This window comes from Spongiactinospora sp. TRM90649, assembly GCF_029382225.1.
Lineage (GTDB): Bacteria > Actinomycetota > Actinomycetes > Streptosporangiales > Streptosporangiaceae > Spongiactinospora.
The window spans coordinates 549,268-559,356 of record NZ_JARLTC010000002.1; the positions used below are offsets into that span (position 1 = coordinate 549,268).

19 protein-coding genes are annotated in these 10,089 nt (G+C 66.9%); all 19 read right to left on the minus strand.

Annotated elements, in window-relative coordinates:
- Positions 1-59 precede the first annotated feature (59 nt).
- The 19 genes from P3X83_RS02615 to rplB all read right to left on the minus strand — a co-directional run bounded on the left by P3X83_RS02615 (position 60) and on the right by rplB (position 10,050).
- Positions 60-710 carry an adenylate kinase gene (locus P3X83_RS02615; protein ID WP_277302837.1) on the minus strand — a complete coding sequence of 217 codons (651 nt, stop codon included), beginning with the start codon at positions 708-710 and terminating at the stop codon, positions 60-62.
- Positions 710-2,017, minus strand: a complete 1,308-nt coding sequence (gene secY / locus P3X83_RS02620) for a preprotein translocase subunit SecY (protein WP_277302838.1) — start codon at positions 2,015-2,017, stop codon at positions 710-712. Before secY ends, P3X83_RS02615 begins: the two co-directional genes overlap by 1 nt.
- A 219-nt stretch (positions 2,018-2,236) precedes the next feature.
- Complete coding sequence (gene rplO / locus P3X83_RS02625) at positions 2,237-2,719, minus strand: 50S ribosomal protein L15 (protein WP_277302839.1); 483 nt, start codon at positions 2,717-2,719, stop codon at positions 2,237-2,239.
- Positions 2,720-2,721: 2 nt separating this feature from the next.
- Positions 2,722-2,904 (minus strand): 50S ribosomal protein L30, encoded by a 183-nt coding sequence (gene rpmD, locus P3X83_RS02630; protein WP_277302840.1) that lies wholly within the window; start codon positions 2,902-2,904, stop codon positions 2,722-2,724.
- Positions 2,905-2,906: 2 nt separating this feature from the next.
- On the minus strand, positions 2,907-3,539 hold the full coding sequence (rpsE, locus tag P3X83_RS02635) for a 30S ribosomal protein S5 (RefSeq protein WP_277302841.1): 633 nt from the start codon (positions 3,537-3,539) through the stop codon (positions 2,907-2,909).
- A 40-nt stretch (positions 3,540-3,579) separates the two neighbouring features.
- Positions 3,580-3,963, minus strand: coding sequence for a 50S ribosomal protein L18 (gene rplR / locus P3X83_RS02640; RefSeq protein ID WP_277302842.1), 384 nt, complete (start codon positions 3,961-3,963; stop codon positions 3,580-3,582).
- A 2-nt stretch (positions 3,964-3,965) separates the two neighbouring features.
- Positions 3,966-4,508 carry a 50S ribosomal protein L6 gene (rplF, locus tag P3X83_RS02645; protein ID WP_277302843.1) on the minus strand — a complete coding sequence of 181 codons (543 nt, stop codon included), beginning with the start codon at positions 4,506-4,508 and terminating at the stop codon, positions 3,966-3,968.
- 19 nt (positions 4,509-4,527) lie between these two features.
- Positions 4,528-4,926: a 30S ribosomal protein S8 gene (rpsH, locus tag P3X83_RS02650; protein WP_277302844.1), complete on the minus strand. Its 399-nt coding sequence runs from the start codon at positions 4,924-4,926 to the stop codon at positions 4,528-4,530.
- Between the two features lie 112 nt (positions 4,927-5,038).
- Positions 5,039-5,224 carry a type Z 30S ribosomal protein S14 gene (locus P3X83_RS02655; RefSeq protein ID WP_277302845.1) on the minus strand — a complete coding sequence of 62 codons (186 nt, stop codon included), beginning with the start codon at positions 5,222-5,224 and terminating at the stop codon, positions 5,039-5,041.
- Between the two features lie 12 nt (positions 5,225-5,236).
- A complete protein-coding gene (rplE, locus tag P3X83_RS02660; protein WP_277302846.1) occupies positions 5,237-5,806 on the minus strand; it encodes a 50S ribosomal protein L5 in 570 nt (189 codons plus the stop codon).
- On the minus strand, positions 5,806-6,147 hold the full coding sequence (gene rplX, locus P3X83_RS02665; protein WP_277302847.1) for a 50S ribosomal protein L24: 342 nt from the start codon (positions 6,145-6,147) through the stop codon (positions 5,806-5,808). The genes rplE and rplX overlap by 1 nt, the downstream gene beginning before the upstream one ends.
- A complete protein-coding gene (rplN, locus tag P3X83_RS02670; RefSeq protein WP_277302848.1) occupies positions 6,147-6,515 on the minus strand; it encodes a 50S ribosomal protein L14 in 369 nt (122 codons plus the stop codon). The genes rplX and rplN overlap by 1 nt, the downstream gene beginning before the upstream one ends.
- Positions 6,516-6,704: 189 nt before the next feature.
- Positions 6,705-7,001 (minus strand): 30S ribosomal protein S17, encoded by a 297-nt coding sequence (rpsQ, locus tag P3X83_RS02675; RefSeq protein ID WP_277302849.1) that lies wholly within the window; start codon positions 6,999-7,001, stop codon positions 6,705-6,707.
- Complete coding sequence (gene rpmC, locus P3X83_RS02680) at positions 6,994-7,242, minus strand: 50S ribosomal protein L29 (protein WP_277302850.1); 249 nt, start codon at positions 7,240-7,242, stop codon at positions 6,994-6,996. Before rpmC ends, rpsQ begins: the two co-directional genes overlap by 8 nt.
- Positions 7,242-7,661, minus strand: a complete 420-nt coding sequence (gene rplP, locus P3X83_RS02685) for a 50S ribosomal protein L16 (protein WP_277302851.1) — start codon at positions 7,659-7,661, stop codon at positions 7,242-7,244. The genes rpmC and rplP overlap by 1 nt, the downstream gene beginning before the upstream one ends.
- A gap of 2 nt (positions 7,662-7,663) precedes the next feature.
- The gene (gene rpsC, locus P3X83_RS02690) at positions 7,664-8,530 is read right to left on the minus strand and encodes a 30S ribosomal protein S3 (protein WP_277302852.1); all 867 of its coding nucleotides are present in this window, start codon (positions 8,528-8,530) and stop codon (positions 7,664-7,666) included.
- Complete coding sequence (gene rplV / locus P3X83_RS02695; protein ID WP_277302853.1) at positions 8,530-8,898, minus strand: 50S ribosomal protein L22; 369 nt, start codon at positions 8,896-8,898, stop codon at positions 8,530-8,532. The genes rpsC and rplV overlap by 1 nt, the downstream gene beginning before the upstream one ends.
- Before the next feature lie 25 nt (positions 8,899-8,923).
- Positions 8,924-9,202: a 30S ribosomal protein S19 gene (gene rpsS / locus P3X83_RS02700; RefSeq protein ID WP_277302854.1), complete on the minus strand. Its 279-nt coding sequence runs from the start codon at positions 9,200-9,202 to the stop codon at positions 8,924-8,926.
- 11 nt (positions 9,203-9,213) lie between these two features.
- Entirely contained in the window at positions 9,214-10,050 is an 837-nt protein-coding gene (rplB, locus tag P3X83_RS02705; RefSeq protein ID WP_277302855.1) for a 50S ribosomal protein L2, read from the minus strand.
- Positions 10,051-10,089: the final 39 nt, after the last annotated feature.

The following is a 10,089-nucleotide window of genomic DNA, read 5'->3' on the forward strand; positions in this document are numbered from 1 at the left end:
CGCCTGGCGGTGAGTGGCATGCCGGGTGAGTGGCGCCGCCGTTCGGTCAACGGTGACACCTAGTCGATGAAAGGGCGCAACTGCTCCATCGCGCGCTGGGTGACCTCTTCCACCGGGCCGGTGGCGTCCACCCCGACGAGGATGCGCTCATCGGCGTAGAAGGCGACCAGCGGGGAGGTCTGCTCCTGGTAGACCTCCAGCCGGTGGCGGATGGTCTCCTCGCGGTCGTCGTCACGCTGGAAGAGCCTGCCCCCGCAGGCGTCACAGATGTCGTCCTGCTTGTCGTCGAATTCGACGTGCCAGATGCGGCCGCACTGACTGCACGTACGGCGGCCGGCGAGCCGGCGGACGACCTCGTCGTCGTCCACCACCAGCTCCAGCACGATGTCGAGGGAGATGTTCCACTCGGCGAGCATCTTCTTCAAGATCTCCGCCTGAGGGACGTTACGCGGAAAGCCGTCGAGCAGGAAACCGTCCTGCGCGTCGTCCTCGGAGAGGCGGTCCCGCACCATCGCGATGGTGACCTCGTCGGGGACGAGGTCACCGCGGTCCATGTACTCCTTGGCGAGCTTACCGAGGTCCGTGCCGCCGGAGACGTTGGCACGGAAGATGTCACCTGTCGAGATCTTCGGGATGGACAGGTTCGATGCGATGAACTGGGCCTGCGTCCCCTTACCCGCTCCGGGGGGCCCTACCAGGACGACGCGCACTACTTCAGGAAACCCTCGTAGTTACGCTGCTGCAGCTGGCTCTCGATCTGCTTCACGGTGTCAAGCCCAACGCCAACCATGATCAGGATGCTCGTCCCTCCGAACGGGAAGTTCTGGCTCGCCCCGGCCACCGCGAGCGCGACGATCGGCACCATCGAGATCAGGCCCAGATAGAGCGCGCCCGGCGCGGTGAGACGGGTGAGCACGTAGTTGAGGTACTCAGCCGTCGGCCGGCCCGGACGGATGCCCGGGATGAACCCACCGTACTTCTTCATGTTGTCCGCGACTTCAGGGGGGTTGAAGGTGATGGACACGTAGAAGTAGGTGAAGAAGACGATCAGCAGGAAGAACGTGGCCATATAGACCGGAGTGTCACCGGTGACCAGGTGCGTGGAGATCCACTGAACGACGACGTTGGGGGTCTCCTGGCTGGCGAACAGCGTGGTGACGAGCTGCGGCAGGTAGAGCAGCGAGGAGGCGAAGATGACCGGGATGATGCCCGCCTGGTTCACCTTCAGCGGGATGTAGGTGGAGGTGCCGCCGTACATCCTGCGGCCGACCATGCGCTTGGCGTACTGGACCGGGATGCGACGCTGGGCCTGCTCCACGAAGACCACCGCGGCGATCATGAAGATGCCGACGACCAGAACGGCGAAGAAGGTGAAGGAGTTCTGGCGGAAGATGTTCAGCAGCTCGGACGGGAAGACGGCGATGACCTGGGTGAAGATCAGGATCGACATGCCGTTGCCGACGCCGCGGTCGGTGATGAGCTCGCCCAGCCACATGATCACGGCGGTGCCGGCGGTCATCGTGATGACCATGGTGACCACGGTGAACACGTCGGTGCTGAGCAGGATCGGCTCCTGACAGCCCTGGAAGAGCTGGCCGCTCCTGGCGAGCGCGATGAACGCGGTGGACTGCAGCACGGCCAGACCGATGGTCAGATAGCGCGTGTACTGTGTGATCTTGGTGGTGCCGGCCTGCCCCTCCTTCTTGAGGGCCTCCAGTCGCGGAATGACCACGACGAGGAGCTGCAGGATGATGCTCGCGGTGATATAGGGCATGATGCCCAGCGCGAACACAGACAGTTTCAGCAGCGCGCCGCCGCTGAACAACTGCACCATGCCGTAGATGTTTCCAGCGTCGCTCGCCTGGGCCTGCTCCAGGCATCGACGGACGTTCTCAGCGTGAACACCGGGGGTCGGAAGCACCGAACCAAGCCGGAACAGCGCGATGATGCCCAGCGTAAAGAGCAACTTCTTGCGCAGGTCCGGTGTACGGAACGCCCGGGTAATCGCGGTCAGCACGGTCCCTCCTGCGCGCCTTTACGGCGAGTTCGGTCAGCGATGGTGCGGGGTGATCCATGGCAGTCCATGGAGTGTCTGTCATTGAGATTGTCAGAGGCGAGGGCCTGCCGCAGAAATTCTCGAAGGAATTTCGTCGACGGAAACACCTCGCCGCCCAGCGAACTCTAACGCACTACGGGCGCGGAGGCCCATAACGAACCTCCGCGCCTCTCGTGTACGTCACACCTCGGTCGTCGAGCCTCCGGCGGCCGCGATCTTCTCCTTGGCGCTCGCGGAGAACGCGTGCGCCGAGACGTTGACCGTGACAGAGATCTCGCCAGTCCCCAGGACCTTCACGGGCTGGTTCTTGCGAACCGCGCCGCGGGCCACCAGGGTCTCGACCGTGACATCGCCGCCCTCGGGGAACAGCTCCCCGAGACGGTCCAGGTTGACGACCTGGTAGGTCGTCTTGAACAGGGCGTTCGAGAAGCCCTTCCGCTTCGGCAGCCGCCGCTGCAGCGGCACCTGGCCGCCCTCGAAGCCGAGGGGCATCGTCTTACGGGCCTTGCTGCCCTTGGTACCACGACCGGCGGTCTTGCCCTTGGAGCCCTCGCCCCGGCCCTTGCGGACCTTGGGACGGTTGGCACCCTTGGCGGGCCGCAGGTCGTGGATGCGCAGCGGCGTCTTCTCCGACGTCTCGGACGTCTTCTCGGGCTCAGTCATGACTAGTCGACCTCTTCAACCTCGACGAGGTGCGTCACCACGGCGACCATCCCGCGAATCTCGGGACGGTCTTCCTTGACGACGACGTCGCCGATCCGCTTCAGGCCAAGAGAGCGCAGCGAATCCCGCTGGTTCTGCCTGCCACCGATCTTGGACTTGACCTGCTTGATCCTCAGGCGTGCCATCGTCAGCCCCCCGCCTTCGCGGCGGCGGCCGCCTCCGCCATGCCCTCGGCGCGAGCCTTCAGCATGGCCTTCGGCACGACGTCCTCGATCGGCAGCCCGCGGCGGGCGGCGATCTCCTCGGGGCGGGAGAGCCCCTTGAGCGCCGTCACCGTGGCGTGCACGATGTTGATCGGATTGTCCGAGCCGAGCGACTTGGACAGCACGTCGTGGATGCCGGCGCACTCCAGGACGGCGCGCACCGGGCCACCCGCGATGACGCCGGTACCGGCCGACGCCGGGCGCAGCAGGACGACGCCCGCGGCGTCCTCACCCTGCACCGTGTGCGGGATGGTGCCCTGGATGCGCGGCACCTTGAAGAAGTGCTTCTTGGCCTCCTCGACGCCCTTGGCGATGGCCGCGGGCACCTCCTTGGCCTTGCCGTAGCCGACGCCGACCATGCCGTTGCCGTCGCCGACGACGACCAGGGCGGTGAAGCTGAAGCGACGACCACCCTTCACGACCTTGGCCACTCGGTTGATCTTCACGACGCGCTCGATGTACGAGACGCCCTTGTCGGCGGCGCCACCCCGGCGATCGTCACGACGGTCCCGCCGCTCGCCACCGGTGCCGCCACCGCGACGCGGAGCTGCAGCCATCAGTGGTTCCTCTTCTCGTTGCTCATGGGACGGGAGGCCATCAGAAGTCCAACCCGCCTTCCCGGGCGCTGTCCGCGAGCGCCGCGATGCGGCCCGCGTAGCGGTTGCCACCCCGGTCCAGGACGACCGCGGTGATGCCCGCGGCCTTGGCCCGCTGAGCGAGAAGCTCGCCGACCTTCTTGGCCTTGGCGGTCTTGTCGCCCTCGGCGTCACGCAGCGAGACGTCCATGGTGGACGCGCTCACCAGCGTGTGACGCGCGACGTCGTCGATGATCTGCACGAACATGTGCCTCGTCGAACGGTTGACGACCATGCGCGGCCGTGCGGCGGAGCCGACGACCTTCTTGCGGACGCGGCGGTGACGGCGGGCCCGCGAGACGGCGCGGGCGGCCGTGTGCTTGCCGAACGCGGTCTTCGGAGCCATGCCTACTTACCAGCCTTTCCGACCTTGCGGCGGATCTGTTCGCCCTGGTAGCGCACGCCCTTGCCCTTGTACGGGTCGGGCTTGCGCAGTTTGCGGATATTCGCGGCGACCTCGCCGACCTTCTGCTTGTCGATTCCATCGACGTGCAGCAGGGTCGGGCGCTCGACGCGGAACGTGATGCCGTCAGGGGCGTCCACGACCACCGGGTGGCTGTACCCGAGCGAGAACTCGAGCTGCGTCGGGCCCTTGGCCTGGACGCGGTAGCCGACGCCGACGATCTCCAGGGACTTCGAGTAGCCCTGGGTGACGCCCGCGACCATGTTCGCGATCAGCGTCCGCGAGAGGCCGTGCAGCGCACGGACCTTGTGCTCGTCGTTCGGACGCGTCACGTTGATGACGCCGTCGTCATCGCGACCCACCGTGATGGGGTCGACGACGGAGTGGGTAAGAGTGCCCTTGGGCCCCTTGACGGTGACATCCTGGCCAGCGATGGTGACCTCGACGCCGCCCGGCACGGGGATGGGCAGCCGTCCGATTCGCGACATGCTGTATTTCCTCCCCTCGTTACCAGACGTAGGCGAGGACTTCCCCGCCCACACCACGCTTGCCGGCCTGCTTGTCGGTCATGAGACCGGCGGACGTCGAAATGATCGCGACGCCCAGCCCGCCCAGGACCCTCGGCAGGTTGCCCTTCTTCGCATAGACCCGCAGCCCGGGCTTGGAGACCCTGCGCAGTCCGGCGATGGACCGCTCTCGGGTCGGCCCGAACTTCAGCTCCACCACGAGGTTCTTTCCGACCTTGGCGTCTTCGACGTTCCAGGCCTGGATGTAACCCTCCTGCTGGAGGATCTCGGCGATGTGCGCCTTGATCTTCGAATACGGCATCGCCACGGTGTCGTGGTAAGCCGAGTTCGCGTTACGCAGACGAGTCAACATGTCTGCGATCGGGTCGGTCATCGTCATGGCCGGTGGCCCTCCCCGCCGCGGTTTCCCTCTGGGACCTACGGCGTGGTCGTGGGCGCCTCGGACGGCGCCCGGTGGTCATGAGTTTCTGAGTACGGCCGGAGCCCGGAGGCTACCAGCTCGACTTGGTGATGCCGGGCAGCTCGCCCCGGTGCGCCATCTCACGGAAGCACACGCGGCACAGCCCGAACTTGCGGTAGACGGCGCGCGGACGGCCGCACCGGGAGCACCGGGTGTAGGACCGGACCTTGAACTTGGGCTTGCGCTCAGCCTTGACGATCAACGCCTTCTTGGCCATGATCGACTCCTCCTATGCTTCCTTGAACGGGAATCCGAGGAGCTTCAGCAGCGCGCGCCCCTGGTCGTCGGTGGTCGCGGTGGTCACGACGGTGATGTCCATACCGCGCTGCCGGTCCACCTTGTCCTGGTCCACCTCGTGGAACATGACCTGCTCGGTGAGCCCGAACGTGTAGTTGCCGTTGCCGTCGAACTGCTTGGGCGACAGGCCGCGGAAGTCACGGATACGGGGCAGCGCCGTGGACAGCAGGCGGTCGAGGAACTCCCACATGCGGTCGCCGCGCAGCGTGACGTGCGCGCCGATCGGCATGCCCTCGCGCAGCTTGAACTGCGCGATGGACTTGCGGGCGCGGGCCACGGCGGGCTTCTGACCGGTGATCGCGGCGAGGTCGCGGACCGCGCCCTCGATCAGCTTGGAGTCGCGAGCCGCCTCGCCGACGCCCATGTTGACCTTGATCTTGACCAGGCCGGGCGTCTGCATGACGTTCTTGATGTCGAACTGCTCACGCAGCTTGCCGGCGATCTCCTCGCGGTAGCGCTGCTTGAGGCGCGGCGCCACGCGCTCTTGCGTCTGGGCGGTCATCAGTCGTCCTCACCCGATTCGTCGGCCTTGTCAGCCTTCTTCGCGGGCTTCTTGTCCTCGTCGGCCGGCTTCTCATCCTTGAGCTTCTTCACGTTGCTCACGTGGATGGGAGCCTCCATGGTCTGCACCCCGCCGGTCTTCGCACCGCGCGGACCCTGGTGGGTCTCCTTGGAGTGCTTCTTGACCATGTTCACGCCTTCGACCACCACGCGCTGCTCGCGCGGGTAGGCGGCGATCACACGGCCCTTGGCGCCCTTGTCGTCACCTGCGATGACCTGGACCAGGTCGCCCTTCTTCACGTGCAGCTTCGCCGGCTGCCGCTGCTGCTTCGTCTTCGGCATCACAGCACCTCCGGTGCCAGCGAGATGATGCGCATGAACTTCTTCTCACGCAGCTCACGGCCGACCGGGCCGAAGATGCGCGTGCCGCGAGGGTCGCCGCTGTCCTTGATCAGGACGGCCGCGTTCTCGTCGAAGCGGATGTAGGAGCCGTCCGGGCGGCGGCGCTCCTTACTGGTGCGCACCACGACGGCCCTGACGACCTCGCCCTTCTTCACGCCACCACCGGGAAGGGCGTCCTTCACCGTGGCGACGATGACATCGCCTATGCCCGCGTAGCGCCGACCCGAGCCACCGAGCACACGGATGCAAAGGATCTCCTTGGCACCCGTGTTGTCGGCGACCTTGAGTCGCGACTCCTGCTGGATCACGTCTACTCCTGTGTGTCTCGCCGGTTCTCACCGCGGACGGTGAGCCTTGCGGAACCTGCTGTGGTCTTGTTCCCCCGGCACAGTGCGCTCGACTGGCGAGTCACCGCACCGCGGGCGGCGCGGGAGCCGTACGGCCCCGCGCCCTTGGACGTCTCCGTGGGTCGCCCCACGGAGACGCGTACTTCCTTGCTACTTGGCCTTCTCAAGCACCTCGACGACACGCCAGCGCTTGGTGGCCGACAGCGGACGGGTCTCCATGAGCAGGACCCGGTCGCCGACGCCGCACTCGTTGCCCTCGTCGTGCGCCTTGTACTTGGTGGTCCGCCGGATGACCTTGCCGTAAAGGGCATGCTTGACGCGGTCCTCGACAGCGACGACGACGGTCTTCTCCATCTTGTCGCTGACGACCACGCCTTCGCGGGTCTTCCGGTAGTTCCTGGTGGGGGCGGCGTCCTCTGCGACGCCGCTGCCCGTGGTCTCAGCCATCACTCGGCTCCTTCACGTCCGTCGTCGCGTCCGCGATGATGCCAAGCTCCCGCTCCCGCATCACGGTGTAGATACGGGCGATCTCGCGGCGGACGGCACGCAGCCGCCCGTGGCTTTCGAGCTGACCAGTCGCCGCCTGGAAGCGGAGGTTGAACAGCTCCTCCTTCGCCTCCTTCAGCTTGGCGACCAGCTCGTCCTTGTTCTGGTCACGCAGCTCGGCGGCGGTCACACCCTGTGCCATCACGCCTCACCCACTTCACGCTTCACGAACCGGCATTTCATCGGCAACTTGTGCATCGCGCGGCGCAGCGCCTCGCGAGCGACCGGCTCGGCGACGCCAGACAGCTCGAACATCACGCGTCCGGGCTTGACGTTGGCGATCCACCACTCCGGCGAACCCTTACCGGAACCCATGCGGGTCTCGGCGGGCTTCTTGGTCAGCGGGCGGTCGGGGAAGATGTTGATCCACACCTTGCCGCCACGGCGGATGTGCCGGGTCATGGCGATACGAGCGGCCTCGATCTGGCGGTTGGTCACGTAGCTGTGCTCCAGCGCCTGGATGCCGTACTCGCCGAAGGAGACCCTGGTGCCGCCCTTGGCCATGCCGTGCCGGTCCGGTCGGTGCTGCTTGCGGTGCTTGACCTTACGCGGAACAAGCATGGTCAGCTCCCCTCAGCCGGCTGTTCCGCCGGGCCTGACTCAGGCGCCCCAGCGGGCGCGGTGGATTCGGTCTTCTGGCCGCCGTCACGGCCGCCACCGCGGCCGCCACGGGCGCCGCCGCCCTCACGGCCGCCACCGCCGCCACCGCCGCCGCCGCGGCCACCACGGCCGCGCTGCGGACGGTCCGAGCGGTCCCTGCGCTGCCCGGCGCGAGCACCGGCCGCGGCCTCGCGCTCGGCGCGGGAGGTCGGGGCCTCGCCCTTGTAGATCCAGACCTTCACGCCGATCCGGCCGAAGGTGGTCCGGGCCTCGTAGAAGCCGTAGTCGATGTCGGCGCGCAGCGTGTGCAGCGGCACACGGCCTTCGCGGTAGAACTCCGACCGCGACATCTCGGCACCGCCGAGGCGACCCGAGCACTGCACCCGGATGCCCTTGGCGCCGCTCTTCATCGCCGACTGCATGGCCTTGCGCATCGCCCGCCGGAAGGAGACCCGGCTGGAGAGCTGCTCGGCCACGCCCTGGGCGACGAGCTGGGCGTCGATCTCGGGGTTCTTGACCTCGAGGATGTTGAGCTGAACCTGCTTCTTGGTCAGCTTCTCAAGGTCGCCCCGGATGCGGTCGGCCTCCGCGCCGCGGCGGCCGATGACGATGCCCGGCCGGGCGGTGTGGATGTCGACCTGCACGCGGTCGGTGGTCCGCTCGATCTCCACCTTGGAGATGCCCGCCCGCTCCATGCCGCGCTGCAGCATGCGACGGATCGAGACGTCCTCCGCGACGTACGACTTGTACAGCTTGTCGGCGTACCACCGGCTCTTGAAGTCGGTCGTGATGCCGAGTCGGAACCCGTGCGGGTTAACCTTCTGGCCCACTAGCGGGTCCTTCCCTTCGGCTTGCCCTGGCCGTCGGGCCTAGGCTCGACGATCACGGTGATGTGGCTCGTCCGCTTGTTGATGCGGTAGGCACGACCCTGCGCGCGCGGACGGAACCGCTTGAGCGTCGGGCCCTCGTCCACATAGGCGCGGCTCACGTAGAGCGACTCACGGTCGAGCTTGTAGTTGTGCTCGGCGTTCGCCATGGCGCTGGTGAGCACCTTGTAGACGGGCTCGCTCGCCGCCTGGGGAGCGAACTGCAGCACGGCCTGCGCCTCCGAAGCGGGCAGCCCGCGAATGAGGTCCACCACACGGCGGGCCTTCTGGGGCGTGACACGGACGAACCGCGCCTGAGCCCTGGCTTCCATCGCTTACTCCTCGTTTCTGAAGGCGCTACCGCCGGCTACGCCGGTCTTCCTTGACGTGGCTGCGGAAGGTCCGCGTAGGAGCGAACTCGCCCAGCTTGTGGCCGATCATCGCCTCGGTGATGAACACCGGGACGTGCTTGCGACCGTCGTGGACGGCGATCGTGTGACCGAGCATGTCGGGCACGATCATGGAGCGCCGCGACCACGTCTTGATGACGTTCTTGGTCCCCTTTTCGTTCTGGACGTCCACCTTCTTCTGCAGGTGGTCGTCCACGAAGGGGCCCTTCTTAAGGCTACGTGGCATCTCGCTTGCTCCTACCGCTTCTTCCTCTTGCTCCGACGACGGATGATCAACCGGTCACTGGACTTGTTGGCCTGGCGGGTACGACCCTCCGGCTTGCCCTTGGGGTTGACCGGGTGGCGACCACCGGAGGTCTTGCCCTCACCACCGCCGTGCGGGTGGTCGACCGGGTTCATGGCCACACCTCGCACCGAAGGACGCTTGCCCTTCCAGCGCGCCCGGCCGGCCTTGCCGAGGTTGATGTTGCCCTGCTCGGCGTTGCCGACCTGGCCCACCGAGGCCCGGCACCGCACATCGACCATGCGCATTTCACCGGACGGCATACGCAGCGTGGCGTACTGCCCCTCCTTGGCCAGGAGCTGGATCTGCGCGCCCGCGGAACGGCCCAGCTTGGCGCCACCGCCCGGCTTCAGCTCCACCGCGTGGATGAAGGTACCGGTCGGGATGTTGCGCAGCGGCAGGCAGTTGCCCGGCTTGATGTCGGCCCCGGGGCCGTTCTCGACCCGGTCGCCCTGCTTGAGGCCGGCCGGCGCGATGATGTAGCGCTTCTCGCCATCGGCGTAGTGGAGCAGCGCGATGCGGGAGGTGCGGTTCGGGTCGTACTCGATGTGCGCGACCTTGGCCGGCACGCCGTCCTTGTCGTCCCGCCGGAAGTCGATGATCCGGTAGGCGCGCTTGTGGCCACCGCCCTGGTGGCGCGCGGTCACCTTGCCGTGTACGTTACGGCCGCCCTTGTTGTGAAGGGGAGCAAGCAGCGACTTCTCGGGTGTGCTGCGCGTGATCTCGGAGAAGTCCGAGACACTCGCGCCGCGACGACCCGGCGTCGTCGGCTTGTACTTACGGATGCCCATCTCTTTCGTTCATCCTTCGTCGGTGCTGGCTACGGGTTC

Coding starts and splice junctions, on each gene's coding strand:
- rplO (WP_277302839.1), bottom strand. CDS start 2,719: ATGACTGAGCCCGAGAAGACGTCCGAGACGTCGGAGAAGACGCCGCTG.
- rpmD (WP_277302840.1), bottom strand. CDS start 2,904: ATGGCACGCCTGAGGATCAAGCAGGTCAAGTCCAAGATCGGTGGCAGG.
- rpsE (WP_277302841.1), bottom strand. CDS start 3,539: ATGGCTGCAGCTCCGCGTCGCGGTGGCGGCACCGGTGGCGAGCGGCGG.
- rplR (WP_277302842.1), bottom strand. CDS start 3,963: ATGGCTCCGAAGACCGCGTTCGGCAAGCACACGGCCGCCCGCGCCGTC.
- rplF (WP_277302843.1), bottom strand. CDS start 4,508: ATGTCGCGAATCGGACGGCTGCCCATCCCCGTGCCGGGCGGCGTCGAG.
- rpsH (WP_277302844.1), bottom strand. CDS start 4,926: ATGACGATGACCGACCCGATCGCAGACATGTTGACTCGTCTGCGTAAC.
- P3X83_RS02655 (WP_277302845.1), bottom strand. CDS start 5,224: ATGGCCAAGAAGGCGTTGATCGTCAAGGCTGAGCGCAAGCCCAAGTTC.
- rplE (WP_277302846.1), bottom strand. CDS start 5,806: ATGACCGCCCAGACGCAAGAGCGCGTGGCGCCGCGCCTCAAGCAGCGC.
- rplX (WP_277302847.1), bottom strand. CDS start 6,147: ATGCCGAAGACGAAGCAGCAGCGGCAGCCGGCGAAGCTGCACGTGAAG.
- rpsQ (WP_277302849.1), bottom strand. CDS start 7,001: ATGGCTGAGACCACGGGCAGCGGCGTCGCAGAGGACGCCGCCCCCACC.
- rpmC (WP_277302850.1), bottom strand. CDS start 7,242: ATGGCACAGGGTGTGACCGCCGCCGAGCTGCGTGACCAGAACAAGGAC.
- rplP (WP_277302851.1), bottom strand. CDS start 7,661: ATGCTTGTTCCGCGTAAGGTCAAGCACCGCAAGCAGCACCGACCGGAC.
- rplV (WP_277302853.1), bottom strand. CDS start 8,898: ATGGAAGCCAGGGCTCAGGCGCGGTTCGTCCGTGTCACGCCCCAGAAG.
- rpsS (WP_277302854.1), bottom strand. CDS start 9,202: ATGCCACGTAGCCTTAAGAAGGGCCCCTTCGTGGACGACCACCTGCAG.
- rplB (WP_277302855.1), bottom strand. CDS start 10,050: ATGGGCATCCGTAAGTACAAGCCGACGACGCCGGGTCGTCGCGGCGCG.